The sequence below is a fragment of the Duganella callida genome (assembly GCF_004614165.1).
Taxonomy (GTDB): domain Bacteria; phylum Pseudomonadota; class Gammaproteobacteria; order Burkholderiales; family Burkholderiaceae_D; genus Rugamonas; species Rugamonas callida.
Window position 1 is genome coordinate 18,612 of sequence record NZ_SPVG01000169.1, and the last position, 21,811, is coordinate 40,422.

21 protein-coding genes are annotated in these 21,811 nt (G+C 67.6%); 13 read left to right on the forward strand and 8 right to left on the reverse strand.

Going from position 1 to position 21,811, the window contains the following annotated elements; translation table 11 throughout:
- Positions 1 to 78: 78 nt before the first annotated feature.
- Together E4L98_RS16335 and bcaP are read left to right on the forward strand one after the other, a co-directional pair.
- Positions 79 to 1,188, forward strand: a complete 1,110-nt coding sequence (locus E4L98_RS16335) for a sugar diacid recognition domain-containing protein (protein WP_135202613.1) — start codon at positions 79 to 81, stop codon at positions 1,186 to 1,188.
- A 133-nt stretch (positions 1,189 to 1,321) separates the two neighbouring features.
- Positions 1,322 to 2,710 carry a branched-chain amino acid transporter BcaP gene (gene bcaP, locus E4L98_RS16340; RefSeq protein ID WP_135202614.1) on the forward strand — a complete coding sequence of 463 codons (1,389 nt, stop codon included), beginning with the start codon at positions 1,322 to 1,324 and terminating at the stop codon, positions 2,708 to 2,710.
- 350 nt (positions 2,711 to 3,060) lie between these two features.
- Here the strand turns inward: bcaP and E4L98_RS16345 are convergent, their stop codons facing one another.
- A complete protein-coding gene (locus E4L98_RS16345) occupies positions 3,061 to 3,513 on the reverse strand; it encodes a nuclear transport factor 2 family protein (RefSeq protein ID WP_135202615.1) in 453 nt (150 codons plus the stop codon).
- A 75-nt stretch (positions 3,514 to 3,588) separates the two neighbouring features.
- On the opposite strand from E4L98_RS16345, the gene E4L98_RS16350 reads away from it, so the two are divergent.
- Both E4L98_RS16350 and E4L98_RS16355 read left to right on the forward strand, forming a co-directional pair.
- On the forward strand, positions 3,589 to 4,152 hold the full coding sequence (locus E4L98_RS16350) for a flavin reductase family protein (protein WP_205746750.1): 564 nt from the start codon (positions 3,589 to 3,591) through the stop codon (positions 4,150 to 4,152).
- 30 nt (positions 4,153 to 4,182) lie between these two features.
- Positions 4,183 to 5,475: a cation:proton antiporter gene (locus E4L98_RS16355; RefSeq protein ID WP_135202616.1), complete on the forward strand. Its 1,293-nt coding sequence runs from the start codon at positions 4,183 to 4,185 to the stop codon at positions 5,473 to 5,475.
- Positions 5,476 to 5,494: 19 nt separating this feature from the next.
- Here the strand turns inward: E4L98_RS16355 and E4L98_RS16360 are convergent, their stop codons facing one another.
- The 5 genes from E4L98_RS16360 to E4L98_RS16380 form a co-directional block, all read right to left on the reverse strand.
- Complete coding sequence (locus tag E4L98_RS16360; RefSeq protein WP_135202617.1) at positions 5,495 to 6,556, reverse strand: tartrate dehydrogenase; 1,062 nt, start codon at positions 6,554 to 6,556, stop codon at positions 5,495 to 5,497.
- A gap of 99 nt (positions 6,557 to 6,655) precedes the next feature.
- Positions 6,656 to 8,869, reverse strand: a complete 2,214-nt coding sequence (locus tag E4L98_RS16365) for a xanthine dehydrogenase family protein molybdopterin-binding subunit (RefSeq protein ID WP_205746752.1) — start codon at positions 8,867 to 8,869, stop codon at positions 6,656 to 6,658.
- Between the two features lie 52 nt (positions 8,870 to 8,921).
- Positions 8,922 to 9,935, reverse strand: coding sequence for an FAD binding domain-containing protein (locus tag E4L98_RS16370; protein WP_135202619.1), 1,014 nt, complete (start codon positions 9,933 to 9,935; stop codon positions 8,922 to 8,924).
- A complete protein-coding gene (locus E4L98_RS16375) occupies positions 9,932 to 10,468 on the reverse strand; it encodes a (2Fe-2S)-binding protein (protein WP_135202620.1) in 537 nt (178 codons plus the stop codon). Before E4L98_RS16375 ends, E4L98_RS16370 begins: the two co-directional genes overlap by 4 nt.
- 87 nt (positions 10,469 to 10,555) lie before the next feature.
- Positions 10,556 to 10,792 (reverse strand): hypothetical protein, encoded by a 237-nt coding sequence (locus E4L98_RS16380; protein ID WP_135202621.1) that lies wholly within the window; start codon positions 10,790 to 10,792, stop codon positions 10,556 to 10,558.
- A 131-nt stretch (positions 10,793 to 10,923) separates the two neighbouring features.
- On the opposite strand from E4L98_RS16380, the gene E4L98_RS16385 reads away from it, so the two are divergent.
- From E4L98_RS16385 to E4L98_RS16415, 7 genes are all read left to right on the forward strand, one after another.
- A complete protein-coding gene (locus tag E4L98_RS16385; protein ID WP_371857238.1) occupies positions 10,924 to 12,003 on the forward strand; it encodes an acyl-CoA dehydrogenase family protein in 1,080 nt (359 codons plus the stop codon).
- On the forward strand, positions 11,991 to 12,812 hold the full coding sequence (locus tag E4L98_RS16390) for a PIG-L deacetylase family protein (protein WP_229257414.1): 822 nt from the start codon (positions 11,991 to 11,993) through the stop codon (positions 12,810 to 12,812). Before E4L98_RS16385 ends, E4L98_RS16390 begins: the two co-directional genes overlap by 13 nt.
- Positions 12,809 to 13,426 carry an SAM-dependent methyltransferase gene (locus E4L98_RS16395; protein ID WP_135202622.1) on the forward strand — a complete coding sequence of 206 codons (618 nt, stop codon included), beginning with the start codon at positions 12,809 to 12,811 and terminating at the stop codon, positions 13,424 to 13,426. Before E4L98_RS16390 ends, E4L98_RS16395 begins: the two co-directional genes overlap by 4 nt.
- Positions 13,423 to 14,133 (forward strand): glycosyltransferase family 2 protein, encoded by a 711-nt coding sequence (locus E4L98_RS16400; RefSeq protein WP_135202623.1) that lies wholly within the window; start codon positions 13,423 to 13,425, stop codon positions 14,131 to 14,133. Before E4L98_RS16395 ends, E4L98_RS16400 begins: the two co-directional genes overlap by 4 nt.
- Before the next feature lie 106 nt (positions 14,134 to 14,239).
- Entirely contained in the window at positions 14,240 to 15,082 is an 843-nt protein-coding gene (locus tag E4L98_RS16405) for a universal stress protein (protein WP_135202624.1), read from the forward strand.
- A 10-nt stretch (positions 15,083 to 15,092) separates the two neighbouring features.
- Complete coding sequence (locus E4L98_RS16410; RefSeq protein WP_135202625.1) at positions 15,093 to 15,803, forward strand: Crp/Fnr family transcriptional regulator; 711 nt, start codon at positions 15,093 to 15,095, stop codon at positions 15,801 to 15,803.
- Positions 15,803 to 16,561, forward strand: a complete 759-nt coding sequence (locus E4L98_RS16415; RefSeq protein WP_135202626.1) for a Crp/Fnr family transcriptional regulator — start codon at positions 15,803 to 15,805, stop codon at positions 16,559 to 16,561. The genes E4L98_RS16410 and E4L98_RS16415 overlap by 1 nt, the downstream gene beginning before the upstream one ends.
- On the opposite strand, the gene E4L98_RS16420 is transcribed toward E4L98_RS16415, so the two are convergent.
- Complete coding sequence (locus E4L98_RS16420) at positions 16,494 to 16,925, reverse strand: bacteriohemerythrin (RefSeq protein ID WP_205746751.1); 432 nt, start codon at positions 16,923 to 16,925, stop codon at positions 16,494 to 16,496. The genes E4L98_RS16415 and E4L98_RS16420 overlap by 68 nt on opposite strands.
- Before the next feature lie 123 nt (positions 16,926 to 17,048).
- Between E4L98_RS16420 and E4L98_RS16425 the strand changes: the two genes are divergently transcribed.
- On the forward strand, positions 17,049 to 19,730 hold the full coding sequence (locus tag E4L98_RS16425) for a bifunctional acetate--CoA ligase family protein/GNAT family N-acetyltransferase (RefSeq protein ID WP_135202627.1): 2,682 nt from the start codon (positions 17,049 to 17,051) through the stop codon (positions 19,728 to 19,730).
- 153 nt (positions 19,731 to 19,883) lie between these two features.
- Positions 19,884 to 21,104, forward strand: coding sequence for a cyclic di-GMP phosphodiesterase (locus E4L98_RS16430; RefSeq protein WP_135202628.1), 1,221 nt, complete (start codon positions 19,884 to 19,886; stop codon positions 21,102 to 21,104).
- A gap of 42 nt (positions 21,105 to 21,146) precedes the next feature.
- Here E4L98_RS16430 and E4L98_RS16435 read toward each other — a convergent pair whose 3' ends face one another.
- Entirely contained in the window at positions 21,147 to 21,809 is a 663-nt protein-coding gene (locus tag E4L98_RS16435; RefSeq protein ID WP_135202629.1) for an SDR family oxidoreductase, read from the reverse strand.
- Positions 21,810 to 21,811 lie beyond the last annotated feature (2 nt).

Below are 21,811 nucleotides of genomic sequence, written 5' to 3' on the forward strand. Positions count from 1 at the left end.
AAATTACATGGGACAAATGCTCAAATATTCACCGCCTTGAACGGTGATTTCCTGTGCGTTTGCACTAAAATACCGCGCATGAACATCCTGAGCACCAGCCTGGCGCAAGACATCGTCAGCCGCACCATGCGCATCATCCCCTACAACGTCAACGTCATGGACGTCAATGGCAGCATCATCGCCAGCGGCAATCCGGCGCGCATCGGCGAGCTGCACGCCGGCGCGCTGCTGGCCCTGGCCAAGCGCCTGACCGTGGAGATCGATGACGCCGGCGCCAGGCACATGCATGGCGCCCAGCCCGGCATCAATCTGCCGCTCGCCGTCAACGGCCAGCTGTGCGGCGCGGTGGGGCTGAGCGGCGCGCCGGACCAGGTGCGCCAGTTCGGCGAGCTGGTACGCCTGACTGCGGAAATGATACTGGAGCAGGCCCACCTGGCCGGCGAGCTGCAGCGCGACGCCCGCTACCGCGAAGCCTTCGTCCTCAACCTGATCAACGGCGACCACGCCGATCGCGCCGACCTGAGCGCGTGGGCTCGGCGGCTCGACGTGCGCTTCGAACGTATGCACGCACTTTATTTGCTGGAGCCGAACGAGCAGCACATCGACCTGCAGCGCCTGCAATCGCGGCTGCAGGCCCGCATTCCTTCGGCGCTGACGGCCGCCGCCGGGCCGCAGGAGCTGATCATCCTGGACTTCTACGACGCGCCCGGTCCCGGTCACGAACGCCAGCTTCAGGCGCTGGCCGCCGTGCTGCGCGAGGAATGCCCGCAGCCGCACACACTCACCATGGGCATCGCCGGCAGCGGCATGGACAGCGTGGCTGTCTCCTGGCAGAGCGCAAAGGCCGCCGCCCGCGTCGGCCACGCCCGGCACCCGCGCCGGCAGCTGTACAGTTACTACGATCATCCCTTGCCTGTACTGCTCTCCGGCCTGAACACCGGCTGGCAGGCGGCCCGGTTGCGGGCGCCGGTCGAGCAGCTGGGCCGCCACCGCGGCATGCTGCAACGCACACTGGAAACCTGGTTTGCGCACGACGGTCATCCGGCGGCCACCGCCGCCGCCCTGCATATCCACCGCAACACCCTGGACTACCGGCTTCGCCGCATTGCGGAAATCACCGGCCTCGATCCGGCCCGCCTGGAAGACCGTTTTCTACTCTATATTTCCGTGCTCTTGTCCAGAGGCTGAAACTACTTGATACACATAAAACAACACCTGCCGAAATGCCTAAAACATGCTGTATGATCTGCGCTTGCCCGACCTCTGGCTCACGAGGCCGCCCATCGGGACATATGAAAACACGAAAAGCAATGGAGCTACTTTGAGCATTTTTAGAACGAAGAATCTGGATGACATGATCGCCGTCGCTCGCAAGCCGGGCGGACTGGCGAAAGTACTCGGTCCGATGGACCTGATCTTGATGGGCATAGGCGCAATCGTCGGCACGGGCATCTTCGTGCTGACCGGGACGGGCGCCGTGACGGCCGGTCCGGCGCTGACGCTATCCTTCATCGTCGCCGCCATCGCCTGCGGTTTCGCCGCGCTGTGCTACGCCGAATTTGCCTCCACCGTGCCGGTGGCCGGCTCCATCTACACCTATTCCTACGCCACCCTGGGCGAACTGGCCGCCTGGATGATCGGCTGGGACCTGCTGCTCGAATACGGTCTAGCCACGTCGGCCGTGTCGGTCGGCTGGTCCGGCTACTTCCAGTCGCTGATCTCAGGCTTCGGCTGGCAGCTGCCGGTCGAGCTGACCGCGGCGCCCGGCGCCCTGCCCGGCGTCCACACCATCATCAACCTGCCGGCGCTGTGCATCATGCTGCTGCTGACCGCCATGCTGAGCATCGGCGTGCGCGAATCGGCGCGCATGAACAACATCATGGTGGTGATCAAGATCGGCGTGGTGCTGCTGTTTATCGTCGTCGGCGCGCGCCACGTCACGCCGGCCAACTGGCATCCGTTCATGCCGTTCGGCGTCAACGGCATGCTGAGCGCCTCGGCGCTGGTGTTCTTCGCCTTCATCGGCTTCGACGCCGTGACCTCGGCGGCGGAGGAAGTCAAGCGTCCGGAGCGCGATCTGCCGATCGGCATCATCGGCTCGCTGGCCGCCTGCACCGTGCTGTACGTGATCGTCTCGGCCATCATGACCGGTATCGTGCCGTTCAAGGAATTCCTCGGCATCGATCACCCGGTGACGCTGGCGCTGCAAAAGGCCGGTGAGAACTGGTTCGCAGGCTTCGTCGACCTGGGTGCGATCCTGGGCATGACGACCGTGATCCTGGTGATGGCTTTCGGCCAGACCCGCATCATCTTCGCCATGTCGCGCGATGGCCTGCTGCCGGCGCGCCTGTCGAAGGTGCACCCGCGTTTCCAGACCCCGTTCTTCTGCACCTGGCTGGTGGGCATCGTGTTCGGCGCCCTGGCCGCCGTGGTGCCGCTGAACGTGCTGAATGAACTGGTCAACATCGGTACCCTGGCCGCCTTCAGCCTGGTGTCGATCGCCATCGTCATCCTGCGCAAGAAACGCCCTGACCTCAAGCGCGCCTTCCGCTGCCCCGGCGTGCCGGTGGTGCCGGCGCTGGCGGTGATCTTCTGCGTCACCCTGATGGCTTACCTGAGCTGGTTCACCTGGGTCGCCTTCGGCATCTGGCTGGCGATCGGCCTGGTGATCTACTTCGGCTACGCCCGCAAGCACTCGGCGCTGAACTAAGCCCCTCCCCCGCGCTGCCCGCGGCTGGAACTTCTTCCGGCATGACGCGGGCAGCCGTCCCACCTACCACCGGAACGGGCATCTGCGCCAGGCAGAAACGTCTAACCGACGATCAGTCCCAGCTCCTGCAGGAAGCCGGCGGCCTGGGTCAGCGAGATGGTGGCGCCCTTGAACAGGCCGGGCTCCGTCAGCTTGATGCCCTCCATGTTCGCATCGCGCAGATCGGCGCCCTGAAACTTCGCCAGACAGGTCTTCGCCGTCGAAGACGCAGTTTTCGAAGTGGCCGACCGACTGCTCCAGATACGCTTCCAGCCGCGCACGCGTCAGCGTCGCGCCCGACACCACCGCGCTCATTTGGCCTCGCTGCTGGACCATACCTTCATGGTCTGCACCGACAACAGTTTGCATTCGCCGCCCACGTTCACGTAGGTGCGCATGAACTGATAGCGGTTGCTGCGCCAGGTCTTGCCGTCGGCATTCCACTGATCGACCGTACTCAGGCCACGCAGCACGACGGTGTCGCCCAGCGCATGCGCATGCACGTCGCTGGTGGTACGGGCCTTGTAGATGACCGGCTTTTCCAGCCGCGCCAGCAGCACCGGCCTGGTGTCGTACTGACTGCCCAGGGTGTGGACCCAGATGAAGTCATCGGCCAGCAAGCCGCGCAGGAAGGCGAGGTCGCCGACGCGCAGCGCTTCTTCATATTGATTGTCGCGCTGGATCAGCGCTTCCACGGGCAGGCAGGCAGACGCGGAAGCCAGCAAAGGCAGCGTTGCAAGCAAAGGGAGCAGAATTTTTTTCATGGTGCGCTCAAGTATAACCGCTGCAACGTGCCCTACCCCACAGACAATTTGAAGACAAATTCATAATCTGCGGACATGACTTTGAAAAAATACCGCAAACAGCCCTACGACGTGGCCGAGGTCCGCCGCCTGATCGAGCCCGGCCCCGTGGTGCTGGTCAGCTCCGCATCGGAAGGCAAGACCAACATCATGACCTTGGGCTGGCATATGATGATCGGCTTTTCGCCCGCGCTGCTGGGCTGCTATATCGACCAGAGCAACCACAGTTACCGGATGGTCGTCGACAGCCGCGAGTGCGTCATCAATATCCCGACCACGGACCTGCTGGAACAGGTGATCGGCATCGGCAACTGCAGCGGGGCGGACACCGACAAATTCGCGCTGTTCGGTTTGACCGCCATGCCGGCCACCGAAGTCGGCGCGCCGCTGATCGCCGAATGCTACGCCAGCTTCGAATGCCGGCTGGCCGACGCCCACCCCAATCCCAACCAGCCGCTGTTCGTCTGGGAGATCGTGCGTGCGCACGTCGCCGCTTCGCCCAGGCTGCCGAAAACGCTGCACTACCGTGGCGACGGAGAATTCATGCTGTCCGGCCGCGAGATCAGCACGCGCGAACGCTATCCCAACCAGCGCCGCTGACATGGCGCGGGCCACCGACGAGGAGCGCCCATGAATATCGACCTCTGGTTTCTGCTGGTCGGGCTGCTGATGCTGGCGCGCGGGCTGGCCGCCACCACCATCTCGCGTTCGCCCTTCACCTCCGCCATCGTCTACCTCGGCGTCGGCCTGGCGCTGGGTCCCAGCGGTTTCAATCTGCTGCGCTTCGACCCGTCCAAGGAATCCGGGCTGCTGCAGACCATGACCCAGATCGCGCTGCTGATCTCCCTGTTCTCCGCCGGGATCAAGATGCCGGTGCCGTTCAAGTGCGCCCGCTGGAATGCGCCATTGCGCCTGGCCTGGCTGTCGATGGCGCTGACGGTGGGCATGATCGCGCTGTTCGGCTACTACGTGCTGCATCTGCCGGCCGGCGCCGCGGTTCTGCTGGGCGGCATCCTCGCTCCCACCGACCCGGTGCTGGCCACCGACGTACAGGTGCGCCATGCCGGCGACAAGGATCAGTTGCGCTTCACGCTGACCTGCGAAGCCGGCATGAACGACGGCAGCGCCTTCCCCTTCGTCCTGCTCGGCCTGGGCATGCTGGGCGTCGGCGGTACGGGCGACCATCCCCTGCGCTGGCTGCTGGTCGATGTGCTCTGGGCCACCGCCGGCGCGGCGCTGGTCGGCGTGGCCATAGGCGCCGGCCTGGCAAAGCTGGGCTGGTCGTTGCGCGTGGTCGAGCCGCGTCACGAAATCCTCGACGACCTGGTGGGGCTGGGCATGATCGCGCTGACCTACGGCGTGGCGAGCCTGATCATGGCGTCCGGCTACCTGGCGGTGTTCTTTGCCGCCGTCGCGCTGCGTCAGACGGAACTGGTGCTGGCCGGCGCGCCCAAGGACCGCCAAGGCCTGATGGAACCGGACATCGCGAAATCCGAAGTCGCCCAGGCCAACGACGAAGTGCCGCGCGCCGTCAGCGCCGAGGCGCTGGTGTTCAAGGAGCACCTGGAGCGCCTGTCGGAACTCACGCTGGTGCTGCTGCTGGGCGGGATGATCTCGCTGCGCCATCTGCCGTGGGATACCATAGGCGTGGCCGCCTTCCTGTTCCTGGTGGCGCGGCCGCTTTCGGTCTATCTGGGCCTGATCGGCACCCCGACCAGCATGCGCATGCGCTCCATCACCGCATGGTTCGGCGTGCGCGGCATCGGCTCCATCTTCTATCTGGTGTACGCGATCCAGGCCGGCCTGCCGTCCGGGTTGGCGGACCAGCTGACCGGCATCGCGCTGGGCGTGGTCATGCTGTCCATCCTGGTGCATGGCTTCAGCGTCAAGCCGCTGATGGACAGCGTCTGGCGCCGCCGCTGATGCCGCATGACCGCCTTGCTCAGATCATGGCGGCGATGGCCTGGCCCACCGCCGTGGTGTCGGCCGTGCCGCCCAGGTCCGGCGTACGCGGGCCGTCGACCAGGCAGCGTTCCACCGCCGCCACGATGGCGTCATGCGCCTCCCTGTGGCCGAGGAAATCCAGCATCATGGCGCCGCACCAGATCATCGCGATGGGATTGGCGATATTCTTGCCGTAAATGTCGGGCGCCGAGCCGTGCACCGGCTCGAACAGCGAGGGGAATCCGCGCTCCGGATTCAGGTTGGCCGAAGGGGCAATGCCGATGGTGCCGGCGCAGGCAGGGCCGAGGTCGGACAGGATGTCGCCGAACAGGTTGGACGCCACCACCACGTCAAAGCGTTCCGGCGACAGTACGAAACGCGCCGCCAGGATGTCGATGTGGTACTTGTCGTGCCTGACCTCCGGGTAGTCCGCGCCGATGGCCTCCACGCGCTCGTCCCAATACGGCATGCTGATCGAAATGCCGTTGGACTTGGTCGCCGACGTCAGATGCTTCTTCGGCCGCTTTTGCGCCAGCTCGAACGCGAACTTCAGCGCACGATCGACGCCGGTGCGGGTGAAGACCGCCTCTTGCAGCACGAACTCGCGCTCCGTGCCTTCGAACATGCGCCCGCCGACGCTGGAGTATTCGCCCTCGGTGTTTTCGCGCACGATCACCATGTCGATGTCGCCTGGCTGCTTGTTCGCCAGCGGGCAAGGCACGCCGGGCAGCAGCCGCACCGGCCGCAGATTGATGTACTGGTCGAACTGGCGGCGGAATTTCAACAGCGATCCCCACAGCGAAATATGGTCGGGCACCGTCTCGGGCCAGCCCACGGCGCCGAAGAACAGCGCGTCGAAGCCGGCCAGTTGCTCTTTCCAGTCGTCCGGCATCATCTTGCCGTGCGCCTGATAATAATCGCAGCTCGGCCAGTCGAAGCTGGCCCATTCGATGCCGATGCCGAAGCGGCGCGCCGCCGCTTCCACCGCGCGTATCCCCTCGGGCATCACTTCCTTGCCGATGCCGTCGCCCGCCAGCACGGCGACTTTATGTATCCTCATGACTGCCTCCCGCATGTGAAACCCACAGCATAATACGATTCATATCAAATCGATGGAACGCGTGTGGGGATCGCACGCAGCGACAACCGGATGGCGCGGCTAGGGCCGCATCACCTTATCGGGCGTCATCGGCGTACTACGCACCCGGCGGCCGGTGGCGTGATAGATGGCGTTGCAGACCGCCGCCGAGACGCCCACCAGTCCGATCTCGCCCACCCCCTTGGCGCCGATGCGGCTGACGATGCGGTCGTCCTCCTCGACAAAGATGACGTCGATGTCATGGATGTCGGCATTGACCGAGACGTGATACTCGGCCAGGTTGTGGTTCATGAAGCGGCCCAGCCGATGGTCGCAGAACGTCTCTTCATGCAGCGCCTGGCCGATGCCCCACACCACGCCGCCGATGATCTGGCTGCGCGCCGTGCGCGCGTTGATGATGCGCCCCGCCGCCACCGCGCTCACCACGCGTGTCACCCGCACGGTGCCGAACTCGGGATCGACCCGGACTTCGCAGAAGACCGCGGAATGCGTGGCGCGCTGATACTTCATCTGCTTGAGCATATTCGGCAGCATCATGTATTTTTCTTCCAGCCGCTGTTCGCCGCTGGCGGCCATGACCTCGGTCAGCGCAACACCGACATCGGGCCGCGCCGAAAGGCGGATGCGGCTGTCGGCGAATTCGACGTCGGCGAACCTGGCCTTGGCCAGCGGTGAGCCATCCACCTTGCGCGCCAGCTTGAACAGGGTTTTCTGCAGCTTCTCGCAGACGCCCTGTACCGCCGAGCCGACCGTGGCCACGTGCGACGAGCCGCCTTCGATCGGCGCCACCGGCAGCGTCGAGTCGCCCAGTTGGAACCGCACCTGCTCCAGCGGCAGGCCCATGGCGGCGGCGGCGATGATGGCCATCGCCGTGTAGGTGCCGGTGCCGATGTCGCTGGCGGCGCTGCTGACCACAAGTTGGCCGTCCGCGTGCAGCACCGCGCTGGCGCGGGCAAACATCTGCATCGCATCCCAGATGCCGGTGGCCATGCCCCAGCCTATCAGTTCCCGTCCTTCGCGCATGGCGCCCGGTTCCGGCGGCCGCTGGTCCCAGCCGAAACGCCGCGCACCCTGCAGGTAGCACTCGCGCAGCTGCTTGGTGGAGTAAGGCAGTCCATGGGTCGGATCGATCTCCGCGTAATTCTTCAGCCGCAGCGCCAGCGGGTCCATCTTCAGGGCGTAAGACAGTTCATCCATCGCCACTTCCAGCGCATGCACACCGTGCGCGGCGCCGGGAGCGCGCATGTCCATCGGGCTGGCGTGGTCCAGATCGACCAGGTTGTAGCCCAGGCGGATATGTTCGCAGGCATACAACTCGCCGGACCAGTTCACCACCACCTCGACATAGTCCTCCATGCGCGAGGTTTCGGCGATGGCTTCGTGGATGATGGCGCTCAGCGTGCCGTCCGGGTCGGCCGCCAGCCGCAGGCGCTGCAGCGTTTCAGGACGGTGCCCGAAGGTGAACATCTGCTGGCGGGTCAGCACCACCCGCACCGAACGCTCCAGCTTGAGCGCCGCCATCACCGCCAGCGGCAGCTGGTATTGCGGGCGCAGGCCGGAGCCGAAAGCGCCGCCGACGTAAGGATTGCGCACCGTGACCTTGTCCTTGGATAGTCCGAACACGTGCGACACGTACCAGCGGCTGTTCTGCGAGCTCTGCGTCTTGTCGTAAATCGTCAGATGGCCGTCGGCCCCGCGTATCACGGTCGATGCGAACAGTTCCAGCGGATTGTGGTGTTCCACGCCGCTGTAGTATTCCGCCTCGATCCTGACCGCGGCCCGCTCCCACACCTGGTCCGCGTGCCCCTTGGGCTCGGGCGGCGGCGCGTAGCCGGCTTTCAGGCGGCTCGGCTTGTGCGCGTTGGCGCGCTGCTCCAGCAAGGAGGTGGCGTAGGGTTCCGGCGCATACACCACCTCCACCAGCCGCGCCGCCTCGCGTGCCGCTTCGAACGATTCCGCCACCACCAGCGCCACCGGCTGGCCGCTGTAGGCGACGCGGTCGTCGTACAGCGGGCGGAAAGGCGACCCGCCGGGCGCCGTCATGTCCTTGTAAAAGATGTCGAACGAGCGGATGCGCGGCCGGTTCAGGTGCGTGATCACCTCCACCACGCCGTCCATCGCCAGCGCCGCGCCGGCGTGTATCGCCTCGATGCGGCCGCGCGGAATGGTGGCGTTGACGACCACGCCGTACAGCAGATCCCGCGCCGGGTGTTCGGCCGCGTAGCGCGCCTGTCCCGTGACCTTGTCGCGGCCGTCCACGCGGGCCACTTCCATGCCTATGCTGACTGCCCCGGTACCGGCGTCGGCCGCCGGCGTGCGCAATGCCTCAATCAGATCCGTCACGTTCGCTCCTCGTGTTGTCGTGCGTGCCTTCCGCCGCCTGTTCCAGCGCGCGCACCACCGCGCGCCGCGCCATTTCGATCTTGAAGTTGTTTTCGCCCTGGCCTTGCGCGCCTGCGAGCAGCGCATCGGCCGCCTGGCCGAACGCGGAAGGCTCGGCGCGACGCCCGGCCAGCAGCGCCTCCGCCGCCGGCACCCGCCACGGTTTGTGGGCGACACCGCCCATGGCCAGCCGCGCCTCGCTTATCAGGCCGTCCTCGCCGATATCGAGCATGGCGGCCACCGACACCAGCGCGAAGGCGTAGGAAGCGCGGTCGCGGAATTTGAGGTAGGCGGAATGCGCGGCAAACTGCGATGACGGCGGCAGTTCGATATGCGTGATCAATTCATCCTGCCCGAGCGTCGTATCCAGATCGGGCCGGTCGTCCGGCAGGCGGTGGAAGTCGGCGAAGGCGATGCGCCGCATGCCCCGCGGCGAACGCACGTGCACCGCCGCCTGCAGCGCCGCCAGCGCCACGCACATGTCCGACGGGTGGACGGCGATGCATTGCGGGCTGGCGCCCAGGATGGCGTGCTGGCGCGTCAGACCGCCGATGGCGGAACAGCCGCTGCCCGGCGCACGCTTGTTGCAAGGGACGCCGACGTCGTAGAAATAGTGGCAGCGCGTGCGCTGCAGCAGGTTGCCGCCGTTGCTGGCCATGTTGCGTATCTGCGGCGAGGCACCGGCCAGTATCGCTGCCGTCAGCAGCGGATAGTGCCGGCGCACCAGCGGATGATAAGCCGTATCGGCGTTGCGCGCGGTGGCGCCCAGCAGCAGGCCACCGTCTTCGCCGGCGCGGATCTGGTCCAGCGGCAGGCCGTTGATGTCGACCAGGGCGCGCGGCCGCAGCACGTCTTCCTTCATCAGGTCGATCAGATTGGTGCCGCCGGCGATGAAAGCGCCTTCCAACGCCAGCGCCTCGGCCTCGCTGGCCGCGTGGGAATAGGCCAGCGGGATCATGCGGGCACCGTCCCTGGCTGATACGGACGGTCGATATCGTCGCGCCGCTGCGTCAGCCCCATGACTTGCGTGACCGCCCCGACGATGCCGGGGTAGGCGCCACAGCGGCAGATATTGCCGCTCATGAGCTCACGCACCTCGGCCGCCGTCCCGGCCTGGCCTTCGTTCATCAGGCCGATCGCCGAGCACAGCTGCCCCGGCGTGCAGTAACCGCACTGGAAGGCGTCGTGGTCGATGAAGGCCTGCTGCAGCGGATGCAGCCTGGCGCCGTCGGCCAGCCCCTCCACCGTGGTGATCTCGCGGCCGTTCTGCATCACCGCCAAAGTCAGGCAGGCGTTGATGCGGCGGCCATCCACCAGCACCGTGCAAGCGCCGCACTGGCCGTGATCGCAGCCCTTCTTGGTGCCGGTCAGGCCGGCGCGCTCGCGCAACAGGTCCAGCAGGGTGACCCAGGACTCGACTTCGAAGTCGGCAGCCTGGCCGTTAATGTGCAGACGCAAAGCGTATGTCCTGATCGCCGCTGGCGCATCCATATCGTCGCTCCGTGAGATAAGTTAAGTGACGACTGTAGCGGCATCCAGCCCGCCGCAGTGTGACCCACCTAACACAGCACGTCCATGCTAGCGGCCCGGGTTCTTGCGCACCCCGCGCACATTGGTGACGACCAGGCAGCACTGCAGCGCGATCAGTGCCCAGGCCTCGTCGTGCCAGCCCCAGATGATCCACAGCGCATTACTCAACAGGAAAGCATGAAAACCGTACCGGCGCCGCCGCTCCTGGTGCGACGCCACCAGCAGTCCGGCCAGCACCGTCACCACCATCGCCGGCCATTGCAGCAAATCGAGCCATTCGTCCATGGCATGTCCTTGTTGATCGCAATGGGCGCAGCATGGCGCAGCCGCGCTGCCCCGTATGTTCGGCAGCGCACTGGCGCGCGATCCCGACACGGTGCGCCGTTTAACAGACACACCCGGTGTCGCCGGCCATCATGGATCCAACACTCGACAACAACGCCCCGAACGCCATGCCCGACGATACCGCCCGCCTTGCGCCAACGCCCACCGCCACGCCGGCGCGCCTTGCTCGGGCGCTGGCGGAAATGGACACCGGCCTGAAGCCAGGCGAGCAGCTGCGCCAACTGATCGACGCGGGGCTGGATCTTCTGCCGCTGCCCGGCCATGGTACAACGCTGCTGCGCTGGCAGTGCCTGGCGCATGTGGCGCGCCACGATCTCAGTCTGGTCAAACTTTATGAAGGCCATACCGACGCCCTGGCGATCCTGGCCGAACTGCGGGGCGCCGCGCCGGCCGGCGCATCCTGGGGCGTATGGTGCGCCGAAGCGCCGGACGTCGGGCTGGCACTGCGCCAGTCAGGCGACGGCCGCCACACGCTGTCCGGCCGCAAACAGTGGTGTTCCGGCGCCGAGGCGCTCACCCACGCGCTGGTCAGCTGCCGCGACGGCGACGGCGCCGCGTGCTTGGCGGCGGTCAGCCTGCGCCAGCCGGGCGTCGGCGTCACCGGCGAAGGCTGGCACGCGGTCGGCATGGCCGCCACCGCCAGCGTGGATGTAACGTTCGACGACGCCGTCGCCACGCCGGTCGGCGCGGCCGGCGCGTATCTGCGGCGTCCCGGCTTCTGGCACGGCGGTGCCGGCATTGCCGCCTGCTGGTACGGCGCCGCCCAAGGCGTCGCCGACTACCTGCACGCCGCGCTGCGCCGCCAGCCCGTCCCCGATCCGCACCGGCTGGCGCACCTGGGCCAGGCCGACACCGAACTGGCACGCGCCGCCGCGCTGCTGCACGGCGCCGCGCACGCCATCGACGCCGATCCGAAAGCCGACGCCGCCGCCATTGCGCTGCGCGCCCGTCTTGGCGTCGAAGCGGCTTGCAGCGCCGTGCTGGAACACGCCACGCGCGCGCTCGGCGCCGGCCCGTTGTGCCGCGACCCGCACTTCGCCCGTCTGGCAGCCGACCTGCCCGTGTTTCTGCGCCAGAGCCACGCCGAACGCGATCTCGCCGCCCTCGGCGGCCTGCTCATCAAACAGGAGACCAGCCCATGGGCGCTATGAACGCCATCCACAGTTTTCCCGCCGGCGCGCCGGCACATCGCCCCTGGCGTGAGGAACGCCGCATCGACGGTCTGGGCACGCCGGACGCCGACTGGCAGGCCTGGGGCGGATTGGCCGCGCTGCCGCCGGTCAGTTCGGTCGAACTGGTACCGCCGCACCGCCGCGCCATCGTCATCGCGCCGCATCCGGACGACGAGGTGCTGGCCTGCGGCGGCCTGCTGCAGCTGCTGCATGCGCGCCACACGCAAACCGTGCTGCTGGCGGTAACCGACGGCGACGCCAGCCATCCCGGCTCCGCCCAGTACCGGCCGCAGGAACTGATGCGGTTGCGGCCGCAGGAGACCATGGCCGCGCTGCACGCCATGGGCGTCTGCGACGGCGGCGGCCCGCAGGTGCTGCGCGCGCGCATCGGCGACGGCCAGGTCGGCGCCTGCATCGACCAGTTGCATACCATGCTGCTGCAGCTGCTGCGCCCCGACGACGTGGTGTTCGTCACCTGGCGCCAGGATGGCCACCCCGATCATGAAGCCTGCGGCGTCGCCGCCGCCCTGGCCGCCCGCGCCTGCCACGCCACGCTGGTCGAAGTGCCGGTGTGGGGCTGGCACTGGGCCGAACCGGGCGACAGCCGTGTGCCCTGGAACCGCGCGCGCCGCCTCGACTTCGAGCCGCAGGTCCTGCACCGCAAGCGCCAGGCGCTGGGCTGCTACCACAGCCAGTTGCGCCACGACCCGTCCACCGGTCAGCCGCCCATCCTCGGGCCACACGTGCTGGCCCGTCTGTTGCACCCTTACGAAATCTACTTCATATGAATCCGCACGCCACCCACTTTCAGCAACTCTACCAGCGCGACGACGATCCCTGGCAGGTGCGCCGACGCTGGTACGAACAGCGCAAGCGGCAGCTGCTGCTGGCCAGCCTGCCGGCGCAGCGCTACCGCCACGTCTACGAACCGGCCTGCGGCAACGGCGAACTGACCGCCGCGCTGGCGGTGCGCGCCGAGCGCGTGACGGCCAGCGACGTCTCGCCCACCGCCGTCAAGCTGACGCGCGAACGGCTGGCCCGCAAGCCGGGCGGCCATGCCCAGGTCAGCGTGCACTGCCAGCGCGTGCCGCAGGACTGGCCGCTCGATGCCCGCTTCGACCTGATCGTGATCAGCGAGATGGCGTATTATCTGAGCCGCGTCGATCTGGCGCAGCTGCGCGACTGCTGCATCAACACGCTCACCGCCGACGGCGTGCTGGTGCTGTGCCACTGGCGTCACCCCTTCAACGACCGCATGCTCGACACCACGGCGGTGCACGCCACCTTCGACGCCAGCGGCAGCCTGTTCCGCTTGGCCCGCCACGACGAGAACGATTTCCTGCTCGACGTCTGGTCGCGCAGTTCGCGCTCGGTGGCGCAGCGGGAGGGTCTGGCGCCATGATCGGTATCGTCATCCCCGCCCACAACGAAGAACTGTACCTCGACGACTGCCTGCGCGCGGCCCGCCTGGCCGCCTCGCACGAAGCGCTGCACGGCGAGCACGTGCACATCACCGTGGCGCTGGACAGCTGCACCGACCAGTCGCGCGCCATCGTCAAATTCCACGCCGGCCGCTGCGAGGGCACCACCTGCAGCATCGATTATCTGTGCGTGGAGGCGCGCAACGTCGGCGTCACGCGCGCCGCCGGCGCCGAACACATGCTGCGCCTGGGCGCGCGCTGGCTGGCCTTCACCGACGCCGACACGCAGGTGTCGCCAGCCTGGCTGGCCGAGCAGTTGCGCCTGAACGTGGACGTGGTGTGCGGCACCGTGGCCGTGGCGGACTGGTCGCCGCACCACGGCGACGCCGAGCTGCTGCGCGATTATTTCAACGACCATTACACCGATGCGGACGGCCACCACCACATCCATGGCGCCAACCTGGGCGTCTCGGCGGCGGCCTACTGGCGTGCCGGCGGTTTCAAACCGCTCAGCTGCAGCGAGGATGTGGCGCTGGTGGAAGCGCTGGAACGCAGCGGCGCCAGTTTCGCCTGGAGCGCGGCGCCGCGCGTGACCACCAGCGCCCGCTCCGACGCCAGGGCGCGCGGCGGCTTCGGCGACACGCTGTTGCGCTACGCCGCCAGCGCCCGCGCCAATCTGACGGCGTGATGTCGCGGGCGCGGCGCCGGCTAAGCTGATCCGGCAAAATTTGATTTAGATCATAAAATTTATCGGTGAGCTTTGTTAGCCTGTGCGCAATCACAAGGAGCTCACCATGACGTACAAGACCATACTGGTTCACGCCGACCATTCCCAACACGCCCCCGCACGCTACGCGCTGGCCACGCAACTGGCGCTGCGGCACGAGGCGCACCTGGTGGGGGCGGCCTTCACCGGGTTGACCGCCGAATACTTCCAGAGCGCCGTCTACGCCTACGGCGGCGCGCTGTCGCTCACAGACGTCGAGGCGGTCACCGCCCACGCCGCTGCCGCGCTCGACAAGTTCGTGGCGCAGGTCGGCGGCTCCGGCGCCAGCTTCGAGCGGCGCCTGAGCGACGACGACACCGAAAGCGGCATGGTGATGCAGGCGCGCTACGCCGACCTGGTGGTGGCTGGCCAGAGCGATCCCGCCGCCGCCGGCCCGGAATTTTTGCGCACGCTGCCGGAATTCCTCGCGCTGCACGCCGGCCGGCCGCTGCTGCTGATGCCCTACGCCGGCGTCCACACCCACATCGACCGGCACGCGCTGGTGGCCTGGGACGGCAGCCGCGCCGCCACCCGCGCCGTCACCGACGCCCTGCCGCTGCTGCGGCGGAGCCGTCGCGTCACCGTCGCGGTGTTCAATGCCGACCGCGGCGCGGTGCCGCATGGAGAACAGCCGGGCGCCGACATCGCGCTGTACCTGGCACGCCACGGCGTGCAGGTGGAGGTTACGCAGCAGACCACGCCCGCCGACCTGGACGTCGGCAACGCGCTGCTGTCGCTGGCCGCCGACTGCGGCGCCGACCTGCTGGTGATGGGCGCTTACGGTCACCAGCGCTGGCGCGAGATCATGCTGGGCGGCGTGACCCGGCGCGTGCTGCAGAACATGACCATCCCGGTGCTGATGGCGCATTGAGCGGAGCGGCATGAGCATCGACACTTTCCGCAGCAATTGCGAGCGCTGCGTCAACATCCATCTGTGCCGCGGCGCCGCGCCCGACGACGAACTGGCCGGACACCGCCTGCGCGTGCGCCGGCACGACCGCCTGTTCCGGGCCGGCGACCCACCGGGCAACCGTATCTACAGCGTCCGCTCCGGCGGCTTCAAGCTGGTGCTGCCCGGCCGCGCCGGCGGCGCTGAAGAAAAACAGCAAGTCATCGCCTTCGCACTGGCGCCGGATTTCCTCGGTCTGAACACGCTGGGCACGGCGGCCCACCTGTGCAGCGCGGTGGCGCTGCAGGACAGCGAAGTGTGCTGCATCGACTGGGACCGCCAGGCGTTTCGCGGCCGGCGCGAGCCGATGCGGCGCGCCGCTCTGCACGCGCTGCTGGCGGCCGAAATCCGCCGGGCGCTGCAGGCGTCGGCGCTGCTGCACCACACGCACTCGCGCCAGCGCATGGCGGACCTGGTGCTCGGGCTGTCGCGGGCCAACCGCGTCAACGGCTATTCGCCGCTGCGCTTCCGCTTGCCGATGTCGCGCTGCGATATCGCCAGTTACATCGGCGTGACACCCGAATGCGTGAGCCGGCTGATCGACCAGTTCCGCCGCGTCGGCCTGCTCGAGCTGCAACGGCGCGACCTGACGTTGCTCGACCCTGACGGCATGCGGCGCGTGGCGTCGGGACAGGAGGGCTGATGGCGATGCCGCAAATTGCCGTCCGCCGCCACGACTGCCACGGTTGCCCCCTGCATGCGCTGTGCATCGACGAAGCGCCGGCCGGCGCGGCGTTGCCGGTACAGCGGCAGCCCTGCCTGGCGCAGCGCAGCCTGCGCCTGTCCGCCGGCGAACACCTGTTCCGCGTCGCCGACGATACCGCGCGGCAGCTGTACGTAATCCGCGCCGGCGACATCAAGCTGTACCAGCATGGCCGCGATGGCGGCCAGCACATCGTCGAATTTCTCGGCCCCGGCGCCTGGCTCGGCCTGGAATCGCTGTTCCAGCCGCAGCATACCGCCGCCGCCGTCGCGCTCAGCGCCTGCGAAGTCGTCGTCGTGCCTTACCCCTGGCTGACGGCACTGCTGGACCGCCAGCCGCGCAGCGCGGAAGCCTTCGCCCAGATGCTGAGCGCGACGGTGGCGCGTCACCAGCGGCATGCGGCCATGCTGCGCCATACCACGGCGCTGCAGCGCATCGCCCAGTTCCTGCTGCAGCGGCTGGAGCTGGCGGGCGCTGCCCAGGGCGATGCGACGCCGGCGGCGCCGCGCGCCAGTCTGCCGATGTCGCGCCAGGATATCGCCGATTACCTGGCACTGACCGCCTCCACCGTCAGCCGCTGGCTCAGCGTGTTGCGGCGGCGCGGCTGGCTGGTCTCCGGACAGCGCGGCGTCACGCTGCCGGCGCCGGCGATGCTGCGGCGGCTGGCGGCTGGTGAAGTCCCGGCGGAGCCGGATTAGCGGCGCGGCCGGCCACCTGCAGTGCGATCGCCAGCGCCGTGTCGGCCGTGGCCAGATGCAGCTGGAACCACGGCAGTATCAGCGACGCCACCCTGCGGCCGGCCTGCAGATCGCCGGGCGTCAGCGCATGCAGCGTGGCCAGCACACGCGCGTGCTGTTCGCGGTGACTGCGCAGCGCCGGGTAGTCTATCGCTTCCATCAATTCTTCCTCGACGCGGAAGTCGGTCTCCAGGCAATCGATCAGCGCTGCCAGATTGGCTTCGAATTCCGCGTCCGGGCCATCCATCAGCGCCTGTATCTGCTCCGCCAGCGCGGCATGGGCCTCGTCGAACAAAGGGATGCCGAATGTGCTTGTGTCCATCATGTCTCCTGCGGCTTGGGGTAGCTGCACTATGCGCGCCGGCAGGCGCCAAATCCATGATCCACATCAAAACGGCCGCTGATTCGCGTATAGTGTAGCCTGCGTGCCACCGCCGAGAAGAATGTCATGGACCTGCATTACCTGAGCCCCCTGTTTTCACCCAAATCGATCGTTGTCTTTGCCGGCCCGCCGGACCAGCCGGAACGCCAGAACGCCTATGGCCGCGCGGTGTGCGCGCAGCTGCGCGACAGCGGCTACCAGGGCACGCTGACCTTCCTGGACGTCAGCATGACCGGCACCCTGGCCGATCTGGTGCAGTCGCGCGCCGACCTGGCGCTGATCGCGCTGCCCAACGATGAACTGGCGTTCGCGCTGGAGGTGGCCGGCCGCATCCAGTGCAAATCGGCGCTGATCCTGTCGTCCGGCGTGGAGCCGGCGCAGGCCGCCGAGCTGCACGCCATCGCCCGCAAGCACGCGCTGTATCTGCTTGGCCCGAACAGCCTGGGTTTCCAGCGTCCGCGACTGCATCTGAACGCCGGCGTGGCGGGACGGCTGGCGCAAAGCGGCAGCCTGGCGCTGATCTGCCAGTCCGGCGCGCTGACCTCGGCCATCCTCGACTGGGCCGGCAACAATGCGGTGGGCCTGTCGGCGGTGGTGTCGCTGGGGCCCAACACGGCGGTCGACCTGGCGCAGACGCTGGACTTTCTGGCCACCGATCCCGCCACCGAAAGCATCGTGATCTACATGGAAGGCATCACCGATGCGCGCCGCTTCCTGTCGGCGCTGCGCGGCACCGCCAACACCAAGCCGGTGGTGATCATCAAATCCGGCAGCAGCGGCGCGGCGGCGTCGCGCGCGGCGGCCACCCATTCCGGCACCATGATCGGCAGCGACGAGGTGTTCGACGCGGCGCTGCGGCGCACCGGCGCGGTGCGCGTCAACACCTTCGTGCAGCTGTTCTCGGCCGCCAAATGCCTGGCCTCGCGCTACCGGCCGGTGGGACCGCGCCTGGCGGTGATCAGCAACGGTGGCGGTCCCGGCGTGCTGGCCGCCGACTGGCTGGGAAAACTGGGGCTGCAATTGGGGCGTCCCGGCGCCGAGTCGGCGCTGGCGCTGGCGCCCGACCTGCCGCCCTACGCCACGCTGACCGACCTGCTCGACCTGTCGGAGGAAGCCGGCCCGCGGCACTACGCCGCCGCCATCCGCGCCTGCGCCCAGGATCCGCAGATCGACGGTCTGCTGATCCTCTACTCGCCCAAGCTGGATGGCGATCCGGTCGCCGTGGCACAGGGCGTGGCCGACGCCGCCCGCGGCCTGAGCAAGCCGGTGCTGACCTGCTGGATGGGCGACGAACGCGTGGCGCCGGCGCGCAGGCTGATCGCGCAGGCCGGTCTGGCCAGCTTCCGCACGCCGGAAGCGGCGGTGGATGGTTTCAGCAGCATCGCCGTGTTCTATCAGAACCAGCAGCTGCTGCAGCAAACCCCGCCGCCGCTGTCGCAGCTGGCCAAGCCGGACCTGGACGGCGCACGCCGCCTGGTCGAAAGCGTGCTGGCCGAGCGCCGCAGCGTGCTGACCGAGATGGAGTCGAAGGCGCTGCTGGCGGCCTTCCACATCCCCATCACGCCCACCATGCCGGCCCGCAGCGCGGCCGAGGCGCAGCTGATCGCCGCGCAGCTGGGCTATCCGGTGGCATTGAAGATCGACTCGCCCGACATCGCCCACAAGTCCGACGTCCAGGGCGTGGTGCTGAACCTGGCCGACGCCGGCGCGCTGGCCGCGGCCTACGGCGACATGCTGGCCACGGTGCGGCGGCTGCAGCCGAATGCCCGCATCAACGGCGTCACCGTGCAACGCATGGCCGGCAAGCGCAATGGCCGCGAGCTGTATATCGGCGTCGCCAGCGATCCGTTGTTCGGTCCCGTGATCGGCTTCGGCGCCGGCGGCACCATGGTCGATCTGCTCAACGACCGCGCGGTCGAGCTGCCGCCCATGAACCAGTTCCTGGCGCAGCGCCTGATTTCGCGCGCGCGCGTGGCTTCCACGCTGGGCGAATGGCGCGGCGCGCCGGCCGCCGACCAGCAGGCGATCGAACATATCCTGCTGCGCGTGTCCGAAATGGTGTGCGAACTGCCGCAGCTGCGCGAGCTCGATATCAACCCGCTGATCGTCGACCAGCACGGCGTGCTGGCGGTGGATGCGCGCGTGGTGGTGGGCCCGGCGCCGCCGTCGGCGCAGCGCTACGACCAGCTGGCGATCATGCCGTATCCATCGACCAGCGCCAGCGTGTGGCCGATGCGCGGCGGCGGCGAATACACGCTGCGGCCGGTGCAGCCGACCGACGCCGAGATGCTGCAGGCGCTGGTGCGCGGCCTGTCCGACCAGTCGCGCTACAACCGTTTCGCCTCCTCGCTGCGCGAGCTGTCGGTATCGATGCTGGCGCGCTACACGCTGATCGACTACGACCGCGAAATGGCGCTGGTGGCGGTGCTGACCAACCGCACGGTGGAAGACGACGGCAGCTTCCACGAGTCCGAGCAGATCATCGGCGTCTCGCGCTACATCGCCAATCCGGACCGCAGCAGCTGCGAATTCTCGTTGCTGGTGGACGACAAGTTCAGCGGCCAGGGCCTGGGCACGCGCCTGATGCTGGAGATCATGGACGTGGCGCGCGAAAAGGGGCTGAGCGAAATCGTCGGCCTGGTGCTGCGCAAGAACCGCGGCATGCTCAAGCTGATGGCCAGCCTGGACTTCCAGATGCGCCCCTACGAGGATGATCCCGACTTCCAGTTGTGCAGCAAGGCCCTGTAGATGACAACACTGTCATTGCCACCAGCTTGCGCGCCATGCTAGGATAAAGGGGGTCGCGTCCTAATCCACGCCGCAGACACGCATCGCAAACCGCCCTCCCGCCACCCCGGAGTACCTGCCGGTTTGCCGTCTCTATTGTTGGCAATGGCTCCTATGCTGAGGAAAATCACCGTCGATCAGGTGCGAGCGGGAATGTATGTCCATGAGCTGTGCGGCTCATGGCTGGACAATCCGTTCTGGACCACTTCTTTCCCCTTGCGAAACAGCGCCGAAGTGCACAAGCTGCAGGCCAGCGGCGTACGCGAGCTGTGGATAGACACCGATAAGGGCTGCGACGTCGAAGGCGCCGATTGCGCGCTGGCGCCGCCGGCGGCACCCGGGCTTGCGGCGGCGCCGAGCGAAGCCGCTTTCGCATTTCAGCCGCAGGCGCCAAGCGGCATGCGCGACGAACTGACGCGCGCCGCCAAGATCATCCAGAAATCGCGCGACGCCGTCGGCGCCATGTTCGAGGAGGCGCGCCTGGGCACCATTTCCAGCAGCGCCGTGGCGATGCCCATCGTCGAGGAGATCGCCGCCTCGGTGCTGCGCAATTCCGGCGCCCTGCTCAGCCTCGTGCGCATCAAGCAGGCCGACGACTACACCTATATGCATTCGGTGGCGGTATCGGCCATGATGGTGGCGCTGGCCAAACAGCTGCACATGTCCGACGCCGAGATCCGCGACTACGGCCTGGCCGGCCTGCTGCACGATATCGGCAAGATCGCGATTCCGGCGGCCATTCTCAACAAACCGGGACGCCTGACGGACGAGGAATTCCTGACCGTCAAACGCCACCCCAGCGCCGGCTACGACATGCTGAAGTCCGTGCCCGACATGCCGGCGGTGGTGCTGGACGTCTGCCTGCACCACCATGAGCGGGTCGACGGCGCCGGCTATCCCGAGCGCCTTGGCGTCGAGACGCTCAGCAAGGCCGCGCGCATGGGAGCGATCTGCGACGTGTATGACGCCGTCACCTCCAACCGGCCGTACAAGGAAGGCTGGAGCCCCGCCGTCTCGTTGCGCAAGATGGCGCTGTGGGCCAGGGAAGGCCACTTCGACGAAGCGCTGTTTGCCGCCTTCGTCAAGTGCATCGGCATCTATCCGGTGGGCACGCTGGTGCGGCTCAAATCCAACCGCCTGGCGGTGGTCACCGACAACAGCAAATCGCTGCTCAAGCCGACCGTCAAGGCGTTCTTCTCGCTGACCTCCCAGGTTTACCTGGCGCCGGTGGCGATCGACCTGGCGCCGCCCGGCGCCAGCGAAGCCATCGTCTCGATCGAAGACCCCGACAAGTGGAACATCAGGAACCTCGATCGATACTGGCTGCACGAGTGACCGCGGCCGCGATTGGCCGCGCGTAGCCGCAGGGAGCGGCCATCAGCCGAAGGCCTGCTCCCAGCGCCAGTCTTCGGGCCGGGCCGCGTTCATCTGCCAGAACAACTCGGCTATCTCGCGCGCGGCGGCCGAGCCGGGGCTGACCAGCCGGCCGACCGTCACCGTGCCGATATGGATGCCCTGTTCTTTCAGCGGCGCGAACAAGCCCTGGGCGATGGCCCGGATACCGGCCTTGCCGACGCTGAGCGGCAGGAAGTCCGGCGACGGATTGACGCCGAAGCCGCCGCCGGTGAGCAGGATCGTGCCCTCGCCGCGCGCCGTCATGGCCGGCAGCGCGGCGCGGATGGCGACCATGGCGCTGGTCAGATTGATCGCCATATCCGACTGAATCTCGCCGGCCGTATGCCCGCTCAGCGGCAGCGGACGCAGATTGCCTTCGGCGTCGTAGCGCAGCACGCCGGCGTTGTACAGAATGGTTAGCGGACCGGCGGCGGCCAGACGGCTCACCAGCTCATCGATCTGCCCCGGTCGGGCCGCATCCGCCTCCACCAGCGTAACGCCGGCCCCCAGCTGCGCGGCCTGCGCCTGCAGATTGCTGATGCTGCGAGACGACAGCACGATGTTGTAGCCTTCCTTCAGAAAGCGCTGTGCGGTGGCCAGGCCGATGCCGGGACCGGAACCAATTACCAACAGAGACTTGGACATGG